This is a genomic window from Nostoc sp. UCD121 (genome assembly GCF_014222285.1).
GTDB lineage: Bacteria > Cyanobacteriota > Cyanobacteriia > Cyanobacteriales > Nostocaceae > Nostoc.
In genome coordinates this window covers 1-24,154 of sequence record NZ_JACKZS010000033.1, presented here as the reverse complement: position 1 = coordinate 24,154, position 24,154 = coordinate 1, and the positions used below count along the sequence as shown (strand labels likewise).

General features: G+C 41.7%; 27 protein-coding genes. 12 read left to right on the top strand and 15 right to left on the bottom strand.

Translation table 11 applies throughout. The annotated features are described in order from the left end of the window. Positions 1-119: 119 nt before the first annotated feature. From clpS to GNF10_RS39285, 5 genes are all read left to right on the top strand, one after another. Positions 120-401 (top strand): ATP-dependent Clp protease adapter ClpS, encoded by a 282-nt coding sequence (clpS, locus tag GNF10_RS09980; protein ID WP_114081141.1) that lies wholly within the window; start codon positions 120-122, stop codon positions 399-401. A 67-nt stretch (positions 402-468) separates the two neighbouring features. After that, positions 469-1,302 carry a CPBP family intramembrane glutamic endopeptidase gene (locus GNF10_RS09975; protein ID WP_185580882.1) on the top strand — a complete coding sequence of 278 codons (834 nt, stop codon included), beginning with the start codon at positions 469-471 and terminating at the stop codon, positions 1,300-1,302. Between the two features lie 290 nt (positions 1,303-1,592). After that, complete coding sequence (locus GNF10_RS09970) at positions 1,593-1,820, top strand: DUF2281 domain-containing protein (RefSeq protein WP_185580881.1); 228 nt, start codon at positions 1,593-1,595, stop codon at positions 1,818-1,820. Continuing rightward, the gene (locus GNF10_RS09965) at positions 1,817-2,179 is read left to right on the top strand and encodes a type II toxin-antitoxin system VapC family toxin (protein ID WP_185580880.1); all 363 of its coding nucleotides are present in this window, start codon (positions 1,817-1,819) and stop codon (positions 2,177-2,179) included. The genes GNF10_RS09970 and GNF10_RS09965 overlap by 4 nt, the downstream gene beginning before the upstream one ends. Next, positions 2,157-2,441: a hypothetical protein gene (locus GNF10_RS39285; RefSeq protein ID WP_185607148.1), complete on the top strand. Its 285-nt coding sequence runs from the start codon at positions 2,157-2,159 to the stop codon at positions 2,439-2,441. Before GNF10_RS09965 ends, GNF10_RS39285 begins: the two co-directional genes overlap by 23 nt. A gap of 29 nt (positions 2,442-2,470) precedes the next feature. Here the strand turns inward: GNF10_RS39285 and GNF10_RS09955 are convergent, their stop codons facing one another. From GNF10_RS09955 to GNF10_RS09945, 3 genes are all read right to left on the bottom strand, one after another. Beyond that, the gene (locus tag GNF10_RS09955) at positions 2,471-3,109 is read right to left on the bottom strand and encodes a pentapeptide repeat-containing protein (protein ID WP_094349501.1); all 639 of its coding nucleotides are present in this window, start codon (positions 3,107-3,109) and stop codon (positions 2,471-2,473) included. Then, positions 3,106-4,503: a DICT sensory domain-containing protein gene (locus GNF10_RS09950; protein ID WP_185580878.1), complete on the bottom strand. Its 1,398-nt coding sequence runs from the start codon at positions 4,501-4,503 to the stop codon at positions 3,106-3,108. The genes GNF10_RS09955 and GNF10_RS09950 overlap by 4 nt, the downstream gene beginning before the upstream one ends. Positions 4,504-4,587: 84 nt before the next feature. Further along, complete coding sequence (locus GNF10_RS09945) at positions 4,588-6,180, bottom strand: photosystem II high light acclimation radical SAM protein (protein WP_185580877.1); 1,593 nt, start codon at positions 6,178-6,180, stop codon at positions 4,588-4,590. A gap of 575 nt (positions 6,181-6,755) precedes the next feature. Between GNF10_RS09945 and GNF10_RS09940 the strand changes: the two genes are divergently transcribed. From GNF10_RS09940 to GNF10_RS09925, 4 genes are all read left to right on the top strand, one after another. Next, positions 6,756-7,136: a DUF1830 domain-containing protein gene (locus tag GNF10_RS09940; RefSeq protein WP_185581313.1), complete on the top strand. Its 381-nt coding sequence runs from the start codon at positions 6,756-6,758 to the stop codon at positions 7,134-7,136. Between the two features lie 182 nt (positions 7,137-7,318). Beyond that, on the top strand, positions 7,319-7,780 hold the full coding sequence (locus tag GNF10_RS09935; protein ID WP_185581312.1) for a DUF4079 domain-containing protein: 462 nt from the start codon (positions 7,319-7,321) through the stop codon (positions 7,778-7,780). A gap of 109 nt (positions 7,781-7,889) precedes the next feature. Beyond that, entirely contained in the window at positions 7,890-8,456 is a 567-nt protein-coding gene (locus GNF10_RS09930) for a hypothetical protein (protein WP_185581311.1), read from the top strand. A gap of 26 nt (positions 8,457-8,482) precedes the next feature. Further along, the gene (locus GNF10_RS09925; protein ID WP_185581314.1) at positions 8,483-9,265 is read left to right on the top strand and encodes an ATP-binding cassette domain-containing protein; all 783 of its coding nucleotides are present in this window, start codon (positions 8,483-8,485) and stop codon (positions 9,263-9,265) included. Between the two features lie 60 nt (positions 9,266-9,325). Here the strand turns inward: GNF10_RS09925 and GNF10_RS09920 are convergent, their stop codons facing one another. Next, entirely contained in the window at positions 9,326-10,099 is a 774-nt protein-coding gene (locus GNF10_RS09920; protein ID WP_012410259.1) for a response regulator transcription factor, read from the bottom strand. Between the two features lie 578 nt (positions 10,100-10,677). On the opposite strand from GNF10_RS09920, the gene GNF10_RS09915 reads away from it, so the two are divergent. Then, positions 10,678-10,926 (top strand): DUF6761 family protein, encoded by a 249-nt coding sequence (locus GNF10_RS09915; RefSeq protein WP_012410260.1) that lies wholly within the window; start codon positions 10,678-10,680, stop codon positions 10,924-10,926. Positions 10,927-11,231: 305 nt separating this feature from the next. Here GNF10_RS09915 and grxD read toward each other — a convergent pair whose 3' ends face one another. From grxD to GNF10_RS09880, 7 genes are all read right to left on the bottom strand, one after another. After that, on the bottom strand, positions 11,232-11,555 hold the full coding sequence (grxD, locus tag GNF10_RS09910) for a Grx4 family monothiol glutaredoxin (protein ID WP_185581310.1): 324 nt from the start codon (positions 11,553-11,555) through the stop codon (positions 11,232-11,234). Positions 11,556-11,641: 86 nt separating this feature from the next. After that, positions 11,642-11,899: a BolA family protein gene (locus tag GNF10_RS09905; protein ID WP_185581309.1), complete on the bottom strand. Its 258-nt coding sequence runs from the start codon at positions 11,897-11,899 to the stop codon at positions 11,642-11,644. A 228-nt stretch (positions 11,900-12,127) separates the two neighbouring features. Further along, positions 12,128-12,733, bottom strand: a complete 606-nt coding sequence (locus tag GNF10_RS09900) for a hypothetical protein (RefSeq protein ID WP_185581308.1) — start codon at positions 12,731-12,733, stop codon at positions 12,128-12,130. 552 nt (positions 12,734-13,285) lie between these two features. Further along, a complete protein-coding gene (locus GNF10_RS09895) occupies positions 13,286-14,044 on the bottom strand; it encodes a 1-acyl-sn-glycerol-3-phosphate acyltransferase (protein WP_185581307.1) in 759 nt (252 codons plus the stop codon). Positions 14,045-14,157: 113 nt separating this feature from the next. Next, positions 14,158-14,643, bottom strand: coding sequence for a tRNA adenosine(34) deaminase TadA (gene tadA, locus GNF10_RS09890; RefSeq protein ID WP_185581306.1), 486 nt, complete (start codon positions 14,641-14,643; stop codon positions 14,158-14,160). A gap of 297 nt (positions 14,644-14,940) precedes the next feature. After that, on the bottom strand, positions 14,941-15,255 hold the full coding sequence (grxC, locus tag GNF10_RS09885) for a glutaredoxin 3 (RefSeq protein ID WP_185581305.1): 315 nt from the start codon (positions 15,253-15,255) through the stop codon (positions 14,941-14,943). A gap of 46 nt (positions 15,256-15,301) precedes the next feature. Next, positions 15,302-15,874 (bottom strand): DUF981 family protein, encoded by a 573-nt coding sequence (locus GNF10_RS09880; RefSeq protein ID WP_185581304.1) that lies wholly within the window; start codon positions 15,872-15,874, stop codon positions 15,302-15,304. Positions 15,875-16,218: 344 nt separating this feature from the next. Between GNF10_RS09880 and glpX the strand changes: the two genes are divergently transcribed. After that, positions 16,219-17,256: a class II fructose-bisphosphatase gene (gene glpX, locus GNF10_RS09875; RefSeq protein WP_185581303.1), complete on the top strand. Its 1,038-nt coding sequence runs from the start codon at positions 16,219-16,221 to the stop codon at positions 17,254-17,256. A 240-nt stretch (positions 17,257-17,496) separates the two neighbouring features. Continuing rightward, positions 17,497-18,783, top strand: coding sequence for a glutamyl-tRNA reductase (locus tag GNF10_RS09870; protein WP_185581302.1), 1,287 nt, complete (start codon positions 17,497-17,499; stop codon positions 18,781-18,783). A gap of 133 nt (positions 18,784-18,916) precedes the next feature. On the opposite strand, the gene GNF10_RS09865 is transcribed toward GNF10_RS09870, so the two are convergent. The 4 genes from GNF10_RS09865 to GNF10_RS09850 all read right to left on the bottom strand — a co-directional run bounded on the left by GNF10_RS09865 (position 18,917) and on the right by GNF10_RS09850 (position 24,000). Then, on the bottom strand, positions 18,917-20,911 hold the full coding sequence (locus GNF10_RS09865; protein WP_185581301.1) for an ATP-binding protein: 1,995 nt from the start codon (positions 20,909-20,911) through the stop codon (positions 18,917-18,919). Positions 20,912-20,923: 12 nt separating this feature from the next. Further along, positions 20,924-21,793: a substrate-binding domain-containing protein gene (locus GNF10_RS09860; protein WP_185581300.1), complete on the bottom strand. Its 870-nt coding sequence runs from the start codon at positions 21,791-21,793 to the stop codon at positions 20,924-20,926. A gap of 301 nt (positions 21,794-22,094) precedes the next feature. Beyond that, positions 22,095-22,877, bottom strand: a complete 783-nt coding sequence (locus tag GNF10_RS09855) for an ABC transporter ATP-binding protein (RefSeq protein ID WP_185581299.1) — start codon at positions 22,875-22,877, stop codon at positions 22,095-22,097. Further along, entirely contained in the window at positions 22,867-24,000 is a 1,134-nt protein-coding gene (locus tag GNF10_RS09850; protein WP_185581298.1) for a branched-chain amino acid ABC transporter permease, read from the bottom strand. The genes GNF10_RS09855 and GNF10_RS09850 overlap by 11 nt, the downstream gene beginning before the upstream one ends. Between the last annotated feature and the right edge of the window lie 154 nt (positions 24,001-24,154).

The window sequence follows — 24,154 nt, the reverse complement described above, 5'->3', positions numbered from 1 at the left end:
GAGCGGTTTTTCTAGCATAGTATCTGAACAGAGATACTATAGAATAGGTAAATAACTGTTAAGCGATCGCTACACAGACAGTTTGTAGTAGTGAATCAACAAGAAAAGAGCAAAGAGCCGTGTCAGTTGAAACTATTGAAAAGCCTTCCACAATTCGTAAGCTAGCGCCCCGGTATCGCGTTTTGCTCCATAACGATGACTACAATTCTATGGAGCATGTTGTGCAGTCACTAATAGCCACTGTACCAAGTCTTACCCAACCCCAGGCTGTTAGCATCATGATGGAAGCCCATACTAACGGGCTAGCTTTAGTGATTACTTGCGCTCTGGAACACGCTGAGTTCTATTGCGAAACATTGATAAGTCACGGTTTAAGTAGCACGATTGAACCTGACGAATAGTCATTGGTAATTTGTCATTGGTCATTAGTTGAAATATAAAGTATTGGCTGGTGACTTATACATTGGTATGAAAAAAAACCTTGTCCGTTTAGCTGAACGCCCTGCCCCTATTAGGCTGGGTTGTTTTATTTTGACTTTATTGTTGCTATGGTTGCCATTGGCTGCACCAATATACTTACTAGTACATGATTCAAATTTAGAAAGTATATTGACATTGGTATTGTTATATGCGGTATTTATTTTCCTCCTGAGACTATGGGGTAAATATGTCTACCAACGGCCCCAAATTCTGCGGCATTACGGCTTAGAATTCACGCGACAAAACGGTATGGATTTGCTGCGTGGCTTGGCTATGGGGATAATTAATATTCTGATACTTTTTGGGGTAGAAAGTTTGTTGGGTTGGTTGGTGTGGCAACAACCGAAAGTTTTTTTGCTGAAAGTTATTTTAGAGGGTTTACTTGTTGGTTTGGGCATCGGATTTGCTGAGGAATTGTTATTCCGAGGCTGGTTACTAGATGAATTACAACGAGATTACAGTCCGCGTGTGGCATTATGGACAGATGCAACTGCGTTTGCTACATTGCACTTTATTAAACCCTTGGAGGCAATTATTCATACACTGCCACAATTTCCAGCTTTAGTACTACTGGGGTTAACGCAGGTATGGGGAAAGCGTTGGCGGAGGGGGCGCTTGGGTTTTCCAATTGGTTTGCATGGTGGTTTAGTTTGGGGCTACTACATTATTAATGTTGGGGAATTAGTGAAATATTCTGGTCAAGTTCCTGATTGGGTAACTGGTGTGAATAATAATCCTCTACAAGGAGTGATGGGGGTGTTGTTGATGAGTGTACTAGCTTTGTGGATACGAGGGCGAACTGAGCGATCGCGTCATATATGAAAAAAAAATATTAATCGTATCAACTTTATTACTCCCTTCTTTTTCTTGCAAAATTAAACTAGGTAAAATTCAATAAAGTAAATTTGGAGAAAGCTAATTTAAGTGTGTTTTCTACTACCAAAGAGTTTATGGGTAAGGATAGCCACTTGCGGGGTGGGATTCTTGGGGTTTAGTAAGTAATCAAGCGGACATGATATTAAAGTCCTTATCCAAACCGGATTAAAATGTATTTGACATTCAAACAAATATAGCTGTGATGTTTTTCATAAAAGTTGCCAAGGAGAAAAACAATGATACAGCCAGTCATTTTAGAAAAATTAGAAGAACTCCCTGAGTCTCTTCAGACAGAAGTGCTTCATTACATTGAGTTTTTGATAGAGAAGCACTCTAAAAACTCTACCGAAGAAAAGCAGACAAACAAGCGTCGCGTTGCTGGAACAATGAAAGGAATGTTTGTTCTGCCATTACCTAATGACTTTGATGAGCCGCTTCAAGATATGAAAGAATATATGGAATGAATAGATTACTATTGGATACTCATGCTTTTATCTGGTTTGTCTCGAATGATGCCACCCTACCAGTGTTAACTAGAGAAAAAATTGAATCTGCTGAGGCTGTTTTCTTTAGTATTGCAAGTCTTTGGGAAATGGCGATTAAACTCAACATTGGAAAACTATTCTTACAGGGTGCTTTTGAAGAGATTGAACCTAAACTAATTGCTGCGGGTATAACAATTCTCCTTATTACCTTTACCGATACTGTTCAATTCCGTTATTTACCACTGCATCATCGAGATCCGTTTGATCGTATTCTGGTGGCACAGACGATGAATCATTCCCTTGTTTTGATTAGTCGTGATTCGGCTTTTTATACCTAGAGGGTTTGGTGATGAAAAAGTGGCTACGGCACGCAGCATCAAAAGCCATCTGTCAGAATCTTTATCCAGTGCTAGCTTGAGACGGAAATTAAAAACCTCTTGCCATACCTCTACTCCATACTGGGATACAAAATCTGCCTCCAGTTCTTTAAACTGTTCCCATTGTCAATTTGCGATCGCGCTCAACATGGGAATGATCGGGGTGATTGAGACTTGTGCAGCGACGGGTGTCATTGTGGGTAGTCCTCAAAAATACAAATAATCGGCATAGGTGGTTTTTTGGTGCTATCTTTACGCAAGCGTCTCAACCACTGTCCCCACCACACACGCTTTATTCAAATTAACGCCGCTCAAATTTGTACCTTCTAACTCTGCACAGAGTAAATTCGCTCCCGTCAAATTCGCCCCTGCCAAATTTGCCCCCCGCAAGTCAGCTTCTTCAAGGTTTGCTTCACTCAATAAAGCCCCTTGCAAATCGGCGCGACTCAAGTCTGCACCTTTGAGATTTGCCCCAGTCAGGTTTGCACCGCGCAAGTCAGCACCGCGCAAATCAACGCCTTGTAAGTTGACGTTCATCAAATTGGCACCACTCAAGAAAGCACCTACCAATGACACATCACTGAGTCTGGCTCCCATCAAGTTAGCGCCACGCAAATTGCTACCCCGCAAGTCAGCACCCGTTAAATCTGCTTGCATCAGGTTTGCTCCCATCAAATTCGCCCGCAAGTCAGTTTCTTGGAGGTTGGCTCCCATCAAATTTGCCCCCTCCAAATGTCCACCTTCGAGTTTAGAACCAGCAAAATTAGTGCCGACAAGGGTAGCACCAGCAAGATTAATCCGGCTTAAATCCAGTCGGGAGAGTTCCTCGTCTTCTAAATTTGCCCCTGGAAGTTGTTTGAGTTTTCCTAATCTAATGGCTTCAATATTCATGTAAAGTAACTACCAATCTGCTCACTTATGTTGCTGTGGCTATCCCATTGGGAATCCAGTATCCAGATGCCGGCGCTGAATTTGGGTGTCATGATGGGTAAGTCGAGTCCCTGTTGTAAACCCATAACTAATAAAGTTAGGGTATCTACAAGTTTAGGGTCAAAGCGGTTAGATTGTTGTTGTTTGCACTCATCTAAAGCTTGAGTAAATATCTGTTCCCGGCTTTGATTTGACGATTTTCGCTCATTGACTCGCCACTGAAAGTCTGCCAATAATGCCAAAATCCTCGACTCTAGGGGAATTTCATCTCCAGCTAAACCTGCTGGTTCCCCTGTGCCATTCCACCACTCGCTTTGGTGAGTAATAATTTGGGCAACTGCTCGTAATCTTGGCATGGTTCGCAATACTTGTGCCCCCGGTACTAAGGGACAAGTTAAAGGACAACTGGGTGCATCTTCTTGGTAGCGTGTGGATATACTATCTGTGAGAACGCTTTCTGCTTTTTGTAACGGATCTATGCGATGTAACAAAGCCGCTAGCCTTAATCTCTTAATCTGCCATGCGGGAAGATCCAAAAGTTGGCCGATCGCTTCAGCAAGTACAACCACTTCTGCTGCTGCCATTGGATTGTTGACATCTGCCATATCCATCAGTTGCGCCATTCGCAAAAAGGCTTGGATTTCGTTAGAAACCAAGTTGCGATCTAGGGTTTGTTGGTGAGACGCTGTTGGGATGGATAAATTATCTTGCCCAGTCTGGAGGTAATCTACTACACGAGAGACAACTGCACCTAAATTTTCCGATCTGGCCATTGACGGGACAATTTGTTGTTTGTCGGCTGTGAGTTTTTGGGCTAGTTCTGGGTTGTATTTTTTGATGTGAGCGATCGCTATTTCTGCTGTCTCTTGGACTAACTCCGGCTCAAATGTCCACAAACCATAGAATTTCCGCTCTAAGTCTGATGTCGGTACTCCAGTGCTGCCATAATCAGCTTCTGATAATTCTTGACAAATTACCATTGCTGTGTACTTAGGCGATAAAATAATTAAGTGCCACTCCTGTGCCACTGGATCGCCTGCATCTAATCCTACTAAGTCTACATTGGGTAGCTGGCTAGTAGGATGTTCAGCAAAGCCAGATTCAGAGGCGGCCATGATGGCAATATGGCGGCTGTGATGGGCGATGTCTGCATATCGTTCAGCTTCTTGTAGATACCATTTCCCCTGTTGAAAGGCTGTGATAACGAGGGGTGTACCATCATCGGCTAAGATATGGTCTTCTAAAGCGTGGCACAGGGCAACTAGGGTATTTTTGTAGTAAACACCGAATCGAATTGGCCTGGTGGTATGGCGATGGGCTGTTTCTAGCTTTTGTAAGATTGAACCTTCTAACATGGGTTTAGGATTTTATGAAAACGAACCACAGAGGCGCAGAGGACACAGAGAAAGAGAGGGGGAGAAATTCAGAATTCGTGTTTTCTAGGATATACCTGCTAACTGTTTTTCTTTCGTTTCTATTGGTGCGGAAAGTGCCGCTTCTAAGTCGGCACAACCCAGTTTTTCTTCTAAGATTTTCATGACTTCGCGTCCGAAATCGTTGGGGTTTTGTTGCCAAGCTTGCAAGCAAACTTCGCCGAAGAATGAACCAAGGGGTTCGGGATTCCAGAGGAGTTTTTTGGCTGTCCACGGCATCAAGCTCATTGGATCGTACCCTGGTTTGAGGATGCCTTCTTTGAAAGCGTATTCTTCTAAATGGGTATGAGGTTGCAACCCAATAAAGAAGATGGCAGGTTCGACTTTATCAGCACCAAAAATCCGTTCTAGTTCGCGGTGGTAGGCGATGGTTTGGCGGATAGTTTCGGGGCGTTCGTCAATAACGTTAAAGGAGTAGTTGACGGAAACTAAGTCGTTGAAACCAGCTGCTTTTAAGTCACGGCAGTTTTGCAAGACGGTTCGCAGATTGTACCCCATCCGCATTTTCCGCACGAGTTCTTGAGAACCACTGGTAATCCCGATTTCAAAGTAGTTCATCCCGGTTTTCGCCATCAAGTCGCACAATTCGGGTGTCAAATTGTCGGCTCTGATATATGCTGCCCAGTGGATATCTGTCATACCAGAATCGACGATTTTTTGCAAGAGTTCTATGGCATCGTCGATAAATTTTCGTGCGGGGATAAATTGGGCATCGGTAAACCAAAAGTTGCGAATGCCGCGATCGTATAATTGGCGCATCTCAGCAACTACTTCATCTGCTGGATTGATGCGTACTTGTTTGCCTTCGACAACCGTATAGACGCAATAGCAGCAGTTGTGGGGACAACCACGTTTAGTTTGTACACCTATATAAAAGTCTTCTTCTTGCAGGTAAAAGTTAAATTCCGGCCAGATGGTTTCGATATAGTCGTAGTTACAAGCTGTTTTTTCTAGTGGGGTGGGTTGTTCGTGAATTAGCCGTTTTCGTGGTTGGGTTTCTCCCGCAACGTAACAGCGTTCATCTCGAAAATCTTTGCCACTTAAAAGTTTTTCCAGCAGGGTTTCCCCTTCACCCACAGAAATAATTGTCCCTTGGGGTAAGCTTTTACCCAACTGTTCGTAAAATACGCTAACTGCACCACCACCTACAACTACACGGGCATTAGAATTATATTTTTGAGCACGCTTTAAACCGCGTTTGATTAAGCCTTGGTTTCGCCATAACTCTACATAGTAAGCGATAAAAATTCGTAAACCACCAAATCCGCCACGTAGTTTTAGTAGAGGATTCTTAGCGTAGTAAAATTCAAAGGCGTTTTGCAGTGGGTTGCCACCACGTCCACCAACTGGGGCATAAATTTGAATATCCCGCCAAGAAAATACTAGCAGTGTCGGTTTAAATTCATCGATACAGCGATCCAGAGCAGAATTGTAATCTAAAGGTGGCACTGTTCCTAAATCGAAAATTCGCTGTTCGATATTAGGAAACTGCTTATGGACATGATCGCTCAAGTAGACAACCCCAATAGGAAAGATGGGGTTACAAGGAAGGCGAACGTAAAGAATTCGATTTTCCATCATTTGTGTTTTGACTTCCATCTTGCCAATCTTTGGAGAAAGCGAGAAAAACATCCAGTTTTAAAGTATGTGCTTGTTTTATTGGGTTTTAATTATCACAATCGCCCTTGACATTTCGTTTAATTGCTGGTAATGAGAAAACTAATATTAGCAATTGCAGGAAACGCTAAAATTGCTATGCATAAAACATACATAGAATTTATAGATAGGCTTTATGAAGATATTTTTCATATAGCTTTACCATAACATTGAGTTTATTCATTAAGCGATGATCCCAGCCTATTAATCCTGGGATAGATGAAACGGCAAAACTCCCTTACTCGCTAGGCGAAAAGCAAGGGGATCGTCGTTTTATCTGCCCTAAGAGAATTAAAGCTTTGATACCAGGATAAAAATCTTAAAAACTTTTATGTATAGTGTATAATTCCGAAAAAGCTACAAATAATTACAAAGTTTTTATAACTAAAAATATATCTTTAGGAAGAAATAATCTCCAAAGACACAGTTGGTATTCACAGTTACAGCAACTGGGGATCAGTGGGTGCTAGGCTTGGCTGGTGTAATGTAAAATTGTGGCGTAAAGCTCCTCAGCAGTTATGGCTCAAATATTAGATCCTCTACCACCAGAGCAATCGGGAAAAATTCTCTGCTGCTACATTAATGCCACGAGCAAAATACAGGTGGCTCGCATCTGCAATATTCCCAACTGGTACTTTGAAAGGGTTGTTTTCCCTGGACAACGTTTAGTTTTTGAAGCTCCGCGAAAAGGTCAATTGGAGATTCATACAGGGATGATGGCAAGTGCAATTTTATCCGATAAGATTCCGTGCGATCGCCTGATGCTCGAAGAAACGAGTACTCATGAGTTTGATACAGACTCATTATCTGAAAAAGACCCTATTAATACCAAATCATTGGTACAGCAAATTAATACAAACACTGGAGATAGTATAAAACCCTTACAAGTCGCTCTTTAGCAGCTATTCATTAAAAAAACAATTTGACTCAATTTTAGGGTTGCTGAATTCGGTAGCCCTTTTTATATTGGGCATGGGACATCAATACTTTTCGGTTAAGGGGGAAAGGGAAAAAACTTGTTGCAATTTCTCACCTTATCTCCTGATCTCCCCACTGCCCACTCTCATCTACAATCATTCTTATGAATCTGCCTTCATTTCTTTGGTTGTGGAAAATAGCGGCCTGGTCGATGGGTTTGTCCCTGCTGGCATATCTGATGTTAGCAATCACCGGCGTTTTAATGTTTCGAGCGAGAACTTCGCAGCAATTTCCTTTATTTACGCCATTTATGGGCGGAAATAAAGGGGTGCGATCGCTCCACTACTTAATGGGTATCAGCATGGTAAGCTTAGTGCTACTATTGCTGGCGATCGGTATTGTTGGCACTTTAGGGCACTTTGGTTCTTTAGGTCACTCGTCACATTTAGTTGCGGGATTGATAGTGGTAGCATTAGTTTTACTGTCTGCTTTCAGCGCCACACAGATTAGCACCAGACGACCTTGGGCTAGACCCTTACACATCGGCGTAAATATTATTCTGTTTATAGGATTTGCCTGGGTATCCCTGACTGGCTGGATTGTAGTGCAAAAGTATTTACCTTAAAGAATTAGTAATTACGAATTACGAATTATTAAAGTGGCATACCTTATTTCAACAGTCCAGCTAAGACATAGACCTACCCTACAATGAAGAAAAGCATTGTAATTAAGCCGTGACAGCAAACTCAGCCAATATCTCAGTTTCTATTTTTCGTCTGTCTCCTTTAATTCGGATAACGCTGCTGAGTCTATACATAGCACTCACAGCCCCATTACCCTTTTTATCGCAGGTAACAGCCGCACCCGTATCCCCAGGATTTTTGTGGATAGGGATTAGCATCGGCTTTGTTGCCTTGTATGCGGTATTGACTGAACAAGTAGTGGTAGATGACCAGGGAATTCAGGTTACTTACCCTGCCTGGGTGCCTCGATTTTTTCGTAAAGGCTGGTTTTTACCTTGGTCAGAGGTGAAAGAGTTAAAACCCCGCACCACTGGTCAAGGAGGGCTAGTTTATTACTTCCTCAGTCAGGATGGGAAAGCTTATTTACTACCAATGCGTGTAGCTGGATTTGCCCGTTTCGTGCAAATTGTCCAAGCAAAGACGGGCATTGATACTACAGATGTTCGTCCTTTAGCACAGCCGTGGATGTACCTGATTTTACTAGGATTCACACTGCTGTTACTATTAGTCGATGGCTGGGCGATCGCTACAGCCTTAACTACTGCACAATTAACTTAAGATTGGGCATTGGTTATTTCTCCCCTATCTCCTCACTCCCCTTGAATAAGGTAACACTCAGGCTAGAGCAAGTTAATCTGTTTACAAAGCTGAAAACCCAACTTCCAGGCAATCAGCAGGGATACCCCATATTGCAAGATATTGGCTTGGAGGTTTTTCAGGGCGAACGTATTGCCATTGTAGGGTCAGTAGGCGCTGGTAAAACTTCGTTATTACGCCTCATCAACCGCCTAATTGAACCCACCAGTGGCAAAATCTATCTAGAAAATCTAGAGTATCGCCAAATTCCTGTCATTCAGCTACGCCAGATGCTTGTACTTGTATTGCAAGAGTCAAAGCTGCTGGGGATGACAGTTGGGCAAGCTTTGGCTTATCCTTTAGTTTTGCGTGGTTTGCCCAAACAGATAATTCAGCAACGAATCAGTGATTGGACAGAACAACTGCATATTCCCAATGAATGGTTAGGGCGAACAGAGGTACAACTTTCTGCTGGACAACGACAACTAATAGCGATCGCTCGTGCCTTACTCATCCAGCCTAAAATATTATTATTAGACGAGCCAACCTCTGCCCTTGATGCTGGTACAGCTTCCCATGTCATGCAAGTCTTAAACCAGTTGAGTCAAACTCATCAAACCACGATTCTGATGGTAAATCACCAACTGGAACTTGCCCAAATGTTTTGTACTCGATTATTACACCTAGAACAAGGTCGTTTATCCGCAAATCAAACAGTCTCTGAGATAGACTGGCTTGAATTACGAGAAAGCTTAATTCAAGCAGAAGCTCAAGACGATTTTGGATTTTAAATTTTTGATGAGACAGGAATCAGGAGTCGTTTTCTTACTCCCCCATGCCCCATGCCCCATTTACACTTGACTACTAGTAAGTGTTGAACGTTGATTATTAAATCTCTCTCTAGCTAACTTTGTTGTTTGTGATTGTGAAATATTGGTATTCAAAATTTCCATGTTAAAACGGTATCCTACATTGCGGATAGTTTGAATCAAATTTGGTTGGCGAGGATCAAGTTCAACCTTTTTCCGCAGCGATAAAACATGAGTATCAATGGTACGAGGGTTATCAATAGCGTCAGGCCAAGCACGACGCAGTAATTCTGACCTACTCAAAGGTACTCCCCCAGCTTGTGCCAAAACGTACAACAAACTGAACTCTTGGGGCGTTAAGTCGATAAACTCCCCCTGGAAGCGGACACGGCGCTGGACTAAATCTATTTGCAAAGTGCCATAATCCAAATAAGCTGGTGCAGTAGGTGTGCGTTTCCGGCGAATCAGTGCCTCTACCCGTGCCAAAAACTCTTGCATCCCAAAAGGTTTACTCAGGTAATCATCTGCACCCGCCTTTAAACCTGCAACGATATCACCTTCACTATTACGAGCAGATAGCATTAAGATTAGAGGCTGCTGCTGACGATGCAACCAACGACAAAACTCAATGCCATCACCATCAGGCAAGTCTGCATCCAATACTACCAGTGTTGGTTGATGGCTTAAAAATACTTCCCTTGCTTGATAAATACTGGCAGCTTGATGAACACGGTATTCTAGCTGTTGCAAGTGCCAACCCAACAACGACCTCAGATGGGGATTCCCCTCAATGATTTCTATACAAACCGAACCCACGGCGGCAAGACCCCTTAGCGTCTGATGACTTTCAAAGTAACAAGCCCATCTCTAAGGTTTTGTAGCCTTTGTTACTTCAACTGCTATTAGCTTTACATTTCCTCATAAAAAACGTGGCAATATCTTTAATTTATGCCTTGCCGATAGGGGATTAGAAATATTATTAAATTTTTATTAAATTTCTCAGCAGTGTTGTTAGACGTATCAAAAATTCTTGTAGCTTAACATTCTGCTTTTAATGGGTGTAATGTGGGAATATCTATAACCAATCAGCAAAACGTTAATACAACAGCTTTTCAACCTGATGGTAAAAGTAGATTTCTCCGCAAAATTACTGCCCTCATCCAGGAATATAACACCAATACAATTGGGCCGTTGAATATGAAAATCAGACAAATAACTGAGCAGATAACTAGAATCGATGTTTTCTGGAATAGGATGAAAGTAGCTTGTAGCTGCTAGGGGTAGTACCCAAAGTAGATGTGTTGACTTTGAATTAATGCCAAAGTGAAATTACACTTCACATTTGAGCGTGAATCATTTACAATTCTCATTCCAAAGAGATTAATACAGCAGTTATGCTCCAAGACACACAAACCATCCGCTATTACCAAAGACTGACCGACGCCTTCGTCGAGTTATGGAATCGCGGTTATCGCACGGATGATATGCGGATGTATTTGGATGGATATCTAGCCGCACTGCGACATAGCAACGTTATTGAACCCTATCTGATTCATCGTCTAGAAGAGGAAGCCAGCCGCTACTTGTACGATGGGTCAAACTTTGCAGTGCCGCAACCACAGCCACAACCAGATTACTACTAAGTACCGTTTAGTTGGTCATTGATAGTAACCGTTAATTACCGCAGATGATTATAGCATATTATCTGTATTGGTCAACGGGTTGCCGTGGTGTGAGATTTTGGAGATATTGTATTGATTAAACGCATCCCCTCAGCCCTATATTGGTCTTGCCAATATAGGGCTGAGGGGATTGTTGACTAAAACCTATTAAAAAACCTTGAAAGGGAGATAAATAGTGTCTCTCCTCTCAAGGACATTAAAAATGGCATATAGCCTAGATAAAGAAGCGCAAATTGAGCGCATTCTCTCTAATTTGCTTAGAGAGATTAGGAAGCTAGTGCTACTTCTACCTTTTGCTGCAATTCACCTTTTTGGTAAAGTTCAATCAAGATATCAGAACCACCAACAAATTCACCATTGATATACACTTGGGGAATTGTCGGCCAGCTAGAGTATTCTTTAATTCCTTGACGGATTTCAGAGTCTGAGAGAACATCAACCGTCTCGAAGGGAACTCCCAAGGTATTGAGAATCTGCACAACATTGTTGGAGAAACCACATTGGGGCATTAACTTGTTTCCCTTCATAAAAACTAGAATTTTGTTCTGTTCTAGCAAGTTATCAATTTTCTCTTTGAGTTCTGGTGTCATGGTATTTGTGTTTCCTATGTTGCATTCAACGATGATGATTCAGGAGTTAAAAATTTTATAACTCCTAACTCCTAATACTCCTAACTTTAGGAACTTGCTGTAGCTTGCCAAGCTTCGGGAGTGTACGTTTTTACCGCCAAGGCATGAATCGCTTCAGTTGACATAGCTTGACCCAACGCACCATAAACTAACTGGTGCTGTTGCACTAGTCCTTTACCTGAAAAGTGCGATGAAACTACTGTCACTTGATAGTGGTCGCCGCCACCAGTCAAGTCTTGCACCTGAACCTGTGCGTCTGGCAGTTCCGCCTTGATCATTGCCTCAACCTGCTGCGGACTAATCATCGCAATTCCTGAAAAAACTTACTTTTCTATTATTAACAGATATGGAGTAAATGCCCGTGCCAACTTCAGGTTTTGGCAAGGCTGTAGATAAACCAGCCTCTGAGGTGTATTTTTGAGAACGCTCAGGTTTGGGCTGCGGCGGATAGCTCTATCCTAGCACTGGGGCGTTCTCAAGCGACTAGTTAGGGAGATAAGGGAGATGGGAAAAAGAGGCAACAAAAATTTAATTTATTTTTTTGGGGATGAGGAAGATGATGTACCACCTTCTCTGGGATAGGGAGAATCAACAAAACCCAACTCAAACAACTGTTTATAAGCTTTCTTGCCTAAATCTCGTGTCGGGTTTTGACTCTTAATTATTTGAACCAACAACGGCACAGCTAATTCTGGCTGATTTTGGGCGCGATGTACCAATGCTAGCTGAAAAGTGGCTTCATCCCGCTTTTGGGCTGTTAATAGAGCTTTTTGACGTTGAGAATCAGAAACTCTGTTGTCAATTCCCGAAAAGCTAGAATTTAACTCTTGATAAAAATTAGATAGCTGATTATAAACCTGACGTGCTTCTTGTAGCTTTTTAGCAGCTAAGGTGTAGTTTTGAGCAGAAACAGCTTGTTCTGCATCTTTTACTAAGCGATCGCCACCTGCAATGCTCAAAAGGCTGTTACTTTGGGTTATGGGGCGCAGATTATTAGGATCGTTGGGGTCAATTGGTTGTGGGCTATTAGTGCCTGGTGACTGTGATACCTGAGCATTCACAGGTGATAGCAGGCTGAGGACTGCTATGACTGATAAAAGGGTACGGTGCATCAAGGTAACAGCGGCAGCAGTGTTCATGGGATCAATTAGTGCGACAACTATATAAAAAGTTATGGAAACTTCGGGTATCTTAACTCTGTTTTGGTCTTGGACAAAGCAAAGTTACATCCTAAGTATCTCTGATTTAGGACTGAAAATCGCTTTAATAGAGTTCCCATTGCCCTTGTATAGTAACTAACTTAAATCTTCGTGATGAGCGATACTACGGTGGGCTGGGTTAACACGTTAATTACTCTGATTTCCAATCATCGGTTTACTCGCAACTACCTTGTAACTATCTAACTGAAGTAGCAAAAATGTTTCTTCTAAAGCAATTCAGTAGTTTGCAGACAATTATTAGCTATTTACTCAAAAAAATGCCAATTTGGCTAAATATCCTGTCAATAGGGAGTAATCTATATATGTATACATCCTCAAAGCTTGCAAAATAGCACTAAATCTTTAATGGCTTAATTCAGGATGGATATAGCTAGTTAGCAATTAGTGTCAAACATTGAAAACGTGCAGTTTCTTAATCATGCACGGTCAGGGTTTAAGAGGCAGTATTGGAACTTTTGCCTTTTGACAAGATCAAGAGTTAGTAATTTCTGCAAATGCGTGATTAGTAATTTTTGTTTCTTGATGACTTAATTGTTGCAGTGCCTTTCCTAAATCAGTTGTGATGCTTTTGGCATCGTGTTTTATACAACCACTCATGTAATCCGCTACTCTGATTGGGGAGCCAATGTCAATACTGACATCTGTACCCCAATTTGGATAAGGTTGGCTGTAATTAACACCTATGGGTATAATTTTCACTCCCAGCCCAGAATGACTAGATTCAGCACTTAAAGCAAGACGAGCAATTCCCGGCTTTAACTGGTGAACTTGGCCATCACGAAAAATATTACCTTCTGGAAAGATAACCAGGGTTTTTTCCTGCTGAAGTAGCTCAACTCCATGTCGCAGTGTGCGGATTGACGGATGCTTAGAATTTACAGGAAACCCCCCCAAACGTTTAACAAACCAGCCTTGCAAACCTTGGCATTCGTCAATTGTCACCATAAACCGCAGGTCTTGTTCTCTCCGACAATCAGCAGTAGCGTAGGGTACAAGTAATGCATCCCAACGCGCCCGATGTGTAGGCGCAAGAATCACAGGCCCAGTTGTAGGGATATTTTTTTGTCCGGTTATTCTAATTTGTCCAAAGAATAATGGTAATAGGCAGTGACGGCCTAATAAATATGCCAGAGGACTTAACCAAGGAGAAACCCTTGAAGTAGTACCAGCTACCTGATGATTTGCTGGTGGGCGCTGGCAGGGATCGGATGAAGAGTAAAATTCCATCATGACGGATGCAGCTGATTGACGGGTAAAAATTTAACGAAAAGCCTGATTAGTTACACCGTAGATTCTCTTGCGTGACTTGTGTCGTACTAGATGGACAGTTTTACCTCTGTCCGTTAGTTTACCTTACGCCGCCTAGTAGCAAACCAAGCCTGTAATTGTTGACGACAAGCTGACTCTAGAATGCCTCCAATGACTTGGAGACGGTGATTAGAAGCAGCACTATCGGGTATGTTAATAACTGTACGTATTGCGCCAGTTTTTGTATCGTCTACTCCATATACAAGTTGTCCGACACGCGCTTGCAAAATAGCACCTGCACACATCGGACACGGTTCAAGAGTTACGTAGAGGGTACATTCATTAAGATGCCAATTTTGTAAAGTTGTTGCAGCTGTCTTGAGAGCGAGAATTTCCGCATGGGCGGTAGGGTCTTTGTCGCGTTCTTTTCTGTTTTCTCCTTGTGCCAGCAATTTGCCTGTTGAATCAATGATAACAGCACCTACGGGAACCTCACCTGCATCACCGGCTGCTTTTGCTAATTCTAAGGCACAATTCATCCATTGTTGATGTATAAGATATTCTGTGTATTTAGTTAGCATATTCTTATCAATATAAAAATTTTAAAATTATGCTCGCCTTTGGACGGGCAAGATAATCTAACAAGAAATGGGTAGTTAGAAACCGCGTCTAGACAAACAAAACCCACAGAAGTGGGTTAAAAAGCCTTAATTTCCCGTTAGTTCGAGGAGGCAGTCTACCCTATGGATTGGCCAATGGGTACGTTTGTATAGCCGCGTTCGCGTAGCGTGCCGGAGGCTCTATTCCATTCGCTTTGGCTTAAGTTAATACCAATGCACTGCTGCTGTGTGCCCCTACGGTTGGGGCTAATTTGATTTCTAAATAGCGACTTGGGCCAAAAGAGGATCGAGTTGGCTTCGTGTGTCTAGCTGATAGAGGTCATCGCAGCCGCCAATGTGCTGGTTATTAATGAAAATTTGCGGTACGGTACGTTTTCCGTTAGCGCGTTCTGCCATTTTAGCTCTGGCTGCTTCGTCGCCGTCGATTTTATATTCGGTAAAATTTACGCCTTTCCACCACAGCAGTATTTTGGCACGAATGCAGTAAGGACAGGTTTGCCAGGTGTAAAGTTCGACGTTGGCTTTGACTCGCTCTGGATGGCGATTTAATAGGGGATTAAGAAAGTCCAGCATATTTTTTAAGCAAGGTTTTAACTATGTCTCTAGCCTAGATCATTGCTTACCGCATCGGCGCTGGAACCCACTTTTGGAAACCTTCTAAATGATTCCAGTAAGACAAATATCCAGTCAATGCCCAAATTAGAGCGGCTACTATTAGCACTGCTACGCCAATTAACCGCCAGGTTCGGTTGGGTTTCCAGTAAAGGGTTGGCGCTGCAAAAATACCACCTAAACCAGTTAAAATAAAGCCGATTCCCGATAGAAGCGGTTGCTTTGTCATATTCAAGTTGATGATCCGGATACCCACTATGATCGCAACTGCACCAGCAAAGAAGCCGTAAATTGCTATTGTCAATAAATCCCAACCTTGAGCAAGTGCGATCGCTGCTGCAACAAACAAGATTCCAAATAGGACACTTGTCTCACCAAAGGCAATGTTAAAGCTACCAATAACTGGCCAGGTAAAGCTCATGTGTAAACCAGTTGTGAGTGCGATCGCACCCGTAATTCCAAATCCCGGAATCCACTGTCTTTGATTAGAATTATCTATACCACGATACACATAGTCAGCTAGTAGAAATAACCCAGCTACCATATTGATCAACATGAGTGTGATGTAGTCGATAAACACGATTCACCTCTTATTTACTCTCAGCCTCGTTTTTCGATTTTGAGTGAATTTACCAGCTTTTTTTCCTTTATTATTTTATACCTAAAGATAAACACTGAAGAAAAGCAATGTTGTATACATAAACTGCTACCCATTTGTGCAAGTTCTTAACTTAGTTAGTTTTGAACACGCTTTATACTGGAGTAGTTAGGAGTAAAAAATGAGGATGTGTTAACTGGCACTTTTGTAACCAGTTAGCAGTAAAACTTAACTTTCTTCCACGTGTATCCGCCCTTTGGTAGACTTGAAAACTGAAATGGCCAGATAAAGCGGCGGAAATTCAAGCAGTTGAGAGGGCAGACTCTGTGGAAAATACACTTGGGTTAGAGATTATTGAAGTAGTAGAGCAAGCCGCGATCGCTTCCTCGAAATGGATGGGCAAAGGCGAAAAAGACATTGCTGACCAAGTAGCAGTGGAAGCTATGCGGGAGCGGATGAATAAAATCTATATGCGCGGTCGCATTGTGATTGGGGAAGGTGAACGCGACAACGCACCTATGTTATACATCGGGGAAGAAGTTGGTATTTGTACTCAACCAAATGCCGAAGCTCTCTGTAACCCTGATGAACTAGTTGAAATTGACATCGCCGTTGACCCCTGTGAAGGTACGAACTTGGTAGCTTATGGACAACCTGGTTCGATGGCTGTGTTGGCAATTTCTGAAAAGGGTGGATTATTTGCTGCTCCTGACTTTTACATGAAGAAGTTAGCAGCACCTCCCGCAGCTAAGGGCAAGGTAGACATCAACAAGTCAGCAACAGAAAACCTGAAGATTCTCGCTGAGTGTCTAGAGCGTTCTATTGAAGAACTTGTGATCGTAGTCATGAAGCGCGAACGCCACAACGATTTAATTAAAGAAATCCGTGAGGCTGGAGCGAGAGTCGCCCTAATTTCAGACGGTGATGTGGGTGCAGCTGTAAGCTGCGGTTTTGCTGGAACTAATATCCACGCGCTGATGGGTATTGGTGCGGCTCCTGAAGGTGTAATCTCAGCAGCAGCAATGCGTGCTTTGGGTGGACACTTCCAAGGTCAACTGATTTACGATCCAGCAGTCGTAAAAACAGGTCTGATTGGAGAAAGCAGAGAAGCCAACATCGATCGCTTAAAGTCTATGAATATCAATGACCCCGATAAGGTCTATGATGCTCATGAATTGGCATCTGGTCAAACTGTTCTGTTCGCTGCTTGCGGTATTACCAGTGGTAATCTGATGAATGGTGTACGTTTCTTCCACGGCGGAGCCAGAACTCAAAGCTTGGTAATTTCCAACCAGTCGAAAACTGCTCGATTTGTTGATACAATTCACATGTTTGGTGAACCTAAGACTCTCCAACTGAACTAATTTTTAGGGAATGGGGAATGGTAAAAGTAGGGGCGAAGCATTTGGAGATAAATCTTTCTATATAAGGGAAAAATAGTCAACCAAATGCTTCACCTTTGCAGTAGTTAGTAGTTAGTAGTTAGTGATTAATAGTTGTTTGTTGCTGGGGATAACTACCAACCAATAAACAAAAATTCCCCATTCCCTATTCTCACTCAATGCCCTATTTTCAACTACCAACTAGTAACTACGATTTAGCAAATGAATATAGCAGTGGTGGGGTTAAGCCATAAAACAGCCCCAGTAGAAGTCCGGGAAAAACTGAGCATTCCAGAACCACAAATTGAAAGTGCGATCGCTCAACTGGCCAGCTATCCTCATATTGATGAAGTTGCAATTCTTAGCACTTGTAACCGTCTAGAAATTTATATTGTTACCAGTGAAGCAGACCAAGGTATCCGAGAAATAACTCAGTTTCTTGCGGAATACAGTAAATTGCCCGTTCTTTCTCTGCGACAGCACCTATTTATGTTGCTACATGATGATGCAGTCATGCACGTTATGCGAGTAGCAGGTGGTTTAGATAGTCTGGTACTCGGAGAAGGTCAAATTCTGGCTCAGGTGAAAACAACTCACAAACTGGGACAGCAATATAGCGGTATAAAAACCATTTTGAATCGATTATTTAAACAAGCGCTGACAGCAGGTAAGCGGGTTAGGACTGAAACTAGTATTGGTACTGGCGCTGTCTCTATTAGTTCGGCAGCTGTGGAATTAGCACAGATAAAAGTGGCAAATTTAGCCGCTTGTCGAGTGGTAATTCTGGGTGCTGGCAAAATGTCACGCCTGCTGGTGCAACATCTAATTTCTAAAGGTGCTGTGGAAATTAGTATTGTAAATCGCTCTCGTGAACGTGCCGAGGAATTAGCAAAGCTGTTCCCTCAACAACCGATCAAAATTCATCCACTATCGGAAATGATGAACGTAATTGCCGATAGTGATTTGGTGTTTACAAGTACTTCGGCAACAGAGCCAATACTTGACCGTGCCAAATTGGAAATGGTTTTAGAAGTTCAGCGCTCTTTAATGTTATTTGATATTTCTGTGCCGCGTAATGTTCATGCGGATGTAAATGAATTGGAAAATGTGCAAGCGTTTAATGTGGATGATTTGAAGGCTGTAGTAGCGCAAAACTACGAAAGCCGTCGCAAGATTGCACAGGAAGCAGAGAAACTTTTAGAAGAAGAAGTGGAAGCCTTTGATATTTGGTGGCGCAGTTTAGAAACTGTTACCACTATTAGCTGTCTGCGAAATAAAGTCGAAACCATCCGCGAACAAGAGTTAGAAAAAGCTTTGTCGAGATTGGGTTCGGAATTCGCCGAAAAACATCAAGAGGTGATTGAAGCATTAACGCGGGGAATTGTCAATAAAATTTTACATGACCCGATGGTGCAATTGCGATCGCAGCAAGATGTTGAAGCTAGACGGCGCTGTATGCAAACTCTGCAAATGCTATTCAACCTGGATGCAGGGGAGCAGTTTAGTTAAATTTAACAACAAAATCCCCAACTTCTCAAAGAACTTGGGGATTTGAACTTTTTAATTAGATATCTATTTAATTAGAAGTTAGTTATACAACCAGAGCAATTTAAATCTTTATAGAACTATTGTGCCAAATCATCTATCGAACTGGGATTGTAATTATGAACTCTGTACCCTCTCCTGGTGATGAAATGCACTTTAGCGAGCCACCGTGTTTTTCAGTAATTATCTGGTAGCTAATTGACAATCCCATACCAGTACCTTTGCCAACTGGTTTTGTAGTGAAAAAGGGGTCAAATAGACGAGGCTGGATTGCTTCTGGAATGCCTGTGCCATTATCAGCAATATTAACAACTACATTTTCATTCACCTGGACTGAAGAAATACGAATTATCGGTTCTGGACAAAGCCCCTTTGCAAAAGCCTCTTCTAAAGCATCAATGCCATTTGCCAATATATTCATAAATACCTGATTTAATTGTCCTGCAAAGCACTGAATTTTAGGGATGTCACCATACTCTTTTATCACGGTAATTTGAGGACGAGCGCTTTGGGATTTGATCCGGTGTTGTAAAATCAACAGTGTGCTGTCAATCCCTTCATGAATATCAGCAGTTTTAAACTCGGCTTCATCCAAACGAGAGAAGATTCGTAAACTGAGGACAATTTCTCGAATGCGACTGGCTCCAACTTTCATGGAAGTCAACATTTTAGGCAAATCTTCTGTTAAATATTCAATATCAGCTTCTTCTTTAGCATTTTGAATTTCTGGTTCTGGATAGGGATAATGTTTTTGATAAAGTTGAAGTAACCCCAACAACTGTTGAGTGTAATCATCAGTGTACTTTAGATTGCCATAGATAAAATTAACTGGGTTGTTGATTTCATGAGCAATACCAGCAACCAACTGCCCCAAAGAAGACATTTTTTCATTTTGGATTAATTGGGATTGGGTAAGCCTAAGTTCTTGTAAAGTTTCCTTGAGAACGATATTTTTTTGTCGCATTGCTTGCGTTCGTTCTTCTATTTTCTCTTCTAATGTTTGGCTGTAAGACTCTAGCTTTTGATTCGTTTCATATTGCTCTGCCAACAATCGCTTTACCTGTTGAATTAATTGGTTAAAAGAAATGGCTAAAATCCCAATCTCATCTTCAGTATTTACGGGAGCTTGGAGATCAAAATTAGATTCTTGGGTAACTCGTTGTGCTACCTGTGTCACAGCTTTTAGGTGACGAGTAATTGTTCGCGCAATTAATAACCCAATAACTGCTACAATACTGCTTCCCAGCAAAAACAACAATCCCAAATATTTCCATAACTTTCGTTGTTCAACCTCTAGCAGTGAGATAGGATACAAAACTGTTGCTTTTAAAGACTGGCTTACTCCTGAAAATATGATAGTTTTAGCTAAATAGTTTTTGTTATCAATAGCGATTCGTTTAGGAGACAAATCAGGAGCAGGAAGTTGCCAATTTACACTCTTGCTTACTCTCAATAAGGTTTCAGCAAATACACGATTTTCTCTGTGGATGATCAGATGTTTAGAGGAACCAGCAGCAATCTTTTGTAGTAGACTGCCGTCTACTAAGTTGCCAATAATAATTCCTCCCAAGAGTCCTGCTGATGATTTGATTCCACTGGTTACTACTTCGAGAACTTGTTGCTCACCTTCACCTTTTACATCTACCAAATCGAATAAATACGCTCCTTTAATTGCAGTACTGGTAACTACCTTGTCTGAGAACTTGGCTTGATTCAAAGAATTATTTCGTAAATCTACAAGGATATTACCCTGAGTATCAATTACCTTAATCCAATCCAATTTCAAAATAGATTTAAGTGGTAGTAATGTTTGCAAAAGCAAACTTTGATCGCGCTGTTTTACAGCCTGACTCAGCATATCTCGATTAGCAATCAGTTCTATTTTAGTTTCTAGAGTTTGCTGTTCATACTGAAAATCCTGATAAACTCGTTCAGAAAAACTTTCGACCTCTTGGCGAAAATTCTGCTCCAAACTATCGGTAAACCAATTTCCTAGTACTACTAAGCCAAACAGGAATACGCTGAGACAAACTGCAAGTATCGGTAGAACAATTTTTTGGCTGAGTCTCAGCCCCCTGAAAAATCTCTGCATGGCATGTTCAATTTATTTGGCAGGGACAAAGCCATTATTTTGTAGTAGTTGTTCCCCTTCTTTGCTGAAGATAAAATCAATAAAATTCTGAGTAGCTGCTGAAGGTGCTTTGTTCCAGAGAATACCTATATGACGCACCATTTTATATTGCCCACTGCTAAAGTTTTGCGATTTGGGAGCAACACCATTGAGACTGAGGTGATTGACAGGTAATTGATTGATGAGAGAATAAGCCAAAGAAAAAGCACCGATGGAATTAGGAGTACTTTGTAAGGTTTCGATCAATTCACCCTCTTTGTTTAAAATCACGGCTTTATTTGTAGTCTTATCTCCTCCCAAATAATATTTTCGCAATAACTTTTTTGCTGATTCGTCTTCGGGCCTATCTAATACTACAATGTTTGCATCAGCGCCGCCTAATTCTCGCCAATTAGTGATATCACCTTTGTAAATTGCTTTTAATTGCTTGGTTGATAAGTTTTTAACACCTTTAACACTCTTGTGGTTGGCGACAATTAGCAAATCTTGTGCAAGTTCACGATATTCAATTTTACCGTTATTTTCTTCTGGTTTTAGTTGTTTACTGCTACCAGCAATATCAATAATATTGTTGTTTAGGGCTGCGATCGCACCTTCAGATTGGCTATTGGAGATAAACTCAATTTTGACAGTTTTATTTTGGGATTCATAGCCTTTTGCTAAAAGTTTTAAAACAGTTACTGTTGAACTAGAACTACCAATTTTGATGAGCTTTGGGCCTTGAGCATCAGTTTGGCTGGTAACTGGATTAGAATCTTTCAGTTCCGTTGTTTTAACTGAGTTGCAACTGCAAAGTCCAAGGAGGATGACACCGATGATCATTGACTCAGCAATCTTTTTCATAAATAAATATCCAAAACTCGATTTTGTGTCTAAGCTCTCATAGCTTAATATTCCCGAATAATCCTAAAATATAACTGCAATCAGCAAGGTACCCGACTGATTTGATAAATCGGGTATTTATGGCTTTCATAATAAAATATGTATGACAACCGCTTTTAGGGCGACTTGTAAAATCTCTTATTTTTTCTCAGCGTTCTCTGTGCCTCTGCGGTTTAAAAAATTAATTTATTTAACCACAGAGGCAAAAAGAACATATAACAAATCCGTAAAGAGAAATTTATTGTCCAAAACATTTGATAAATCATTTTCCCAAATAAGCTTCTAGAACTTTGGGATTGCTTTGAATTTCTGCGGGTGTACCATCAGCCAAATTCTGCCCTTCGGCAAGTACCCAAACACGATCGCACAAGGACATAATCACATCCATATTGTGTTCAATAATCAAAAAGGTCATTCCGTCTTGGCGGTTCCAAGTGATAATGCGATCGCAAATATCATCAATCAGTTTCGGATTTACCCCAGCAGCCGGTTCATCCAACAAAATTAACTTGGGATTAGTCATGAGCGCCCGTCCCATCTCCAGCAGCTTACGCTGTCCACCAGATAAGCAACCAGCATAATCGTGTGCTTTTTTTGCCAACCCTACGGATTCTAATAGGAACATTGCCCGTTCTTCGAGTTCCTTTTCTTCCTTAGCGACAACGTGCGGCTGCAATTGCACTTGCCAAAAATTTTCACCAGTTTGTTTTTGCGCCGCCAGCAGCATATTTTCTAACACCGACAACCGCGATAGAGTCCGTGCAACCTGAAAGGTGCGGATTACTCCCTGCTGGGCAATTTGATATGGTTGTAAACTGTGAATCGGTTCGCCGTCAAAAATCACTCGTCCCTTATCTGGGCGGATAAAATTTGACAGTAAGTTAAATAAAGTAGTTTTACCAGCACCATTGGGGCCAATCAAGCCTGTAATGCTGCCTTTAGCAACTTCGATTTTCGCCTCATTAACTGCTTTGACACCACCAAAACTTTTAGAAAGTCCAGTGGCTACCAAAAGGGGAAGTGGCGGTGACTGGTTATTTACCAAGAGTAAGTTCCTCCTTTTTCCCTAGAATACCTTGAGGTCGCCAAATCATCAGTATCATCAAAATTAATCCGATTATCATGATTCTAAATGCACCCAAACGTGCTTCATCAAGGGGGACGATTCTAGGTAAGACTTCTCGTGTTAGCGCATCGTAAGCAAAGAAAATTACCGCACCCAAGATTGTGCCAACGTTATTTCCAGAACCGCCTAAGATCACCATGATCCAAGTGTCAAAGGTGATCTGCGGTTGAAAATTATCAGGGTAAATGGCGCTGAGTTGCCAAGCAAAGAAAGCACCAGCGATACCTGCGATCGCACCCCCTAACATGAGAGATTGTAATTTATACCAAAAAACATTTTTTCCCAGCGCCTTGGGAATTTCTTCATCTTCACGGATGGCTTTGAGAATTCTACCCCAAGGCGATCGCACCAAAATTTCTAAGCGCCAGTATACAAGTGCTAAAACCAACAGCAACACCAGCATCAAACCCGCTTTTGGGTTGTAATTATACAGTCCAATTACCCCAGAAATATAAATTGCTGTTGCCAAAACTGCTAATATAATTCCCACAACCAAGCGCGACAAAAATTCTTGCTTGCTAGTTGTCCTTTTGCCTAAATCAGTAGTCCGAGATATTTGGGTAGTACGAATCCATTGCCATAACGTAAAAAAAGTTACAGCAGCTAGTAGCGTTAACAACCCAATCATCGCTAATTTGACAAACAAATTCAGCTCTGTGGATAAGGGTATCGGATAACTTTGTACACCAAATGCCCCAGAAACCCAAGTATCACCCACAGGTAATTCCTGATTATTTACCACCAAACGAATTAATTCGCCCGTACCAATGGTGACAATTCCTAGATAATCTTCCCGTAAGCGTAGAGTTGCAAAACCAATTATTAAACCCAACAAGGCGGCGACAATTGCCCCAGCCATTGCTGATATCAATAGGGGCACGCCCTTTAAACTTAACAATACGGTTGTATATGCTCCAAGGGTCATGAAAGCAATATGACCAAAGTTAATTAACCCTGTAAAGCCCCACTGTAAATTGAGTCCCAGTCCGAATAAAGCAAAAAGTGCTGTAGAAATTGCTAAGAAAATTAGATAGTCAACCATATTAAATAGTTATTTTGGCATTGGGAATTGGGAATTGGGAATTGGGAATTGGGAATTGGGAATTGGGAATTGTGCATTGGGAATTGGGCATTGGGAATTGGGAATTGTTATTTTCCTTGTCCCCCTTGTCTCCCCCTGCCTCCCCTGCCTCCCT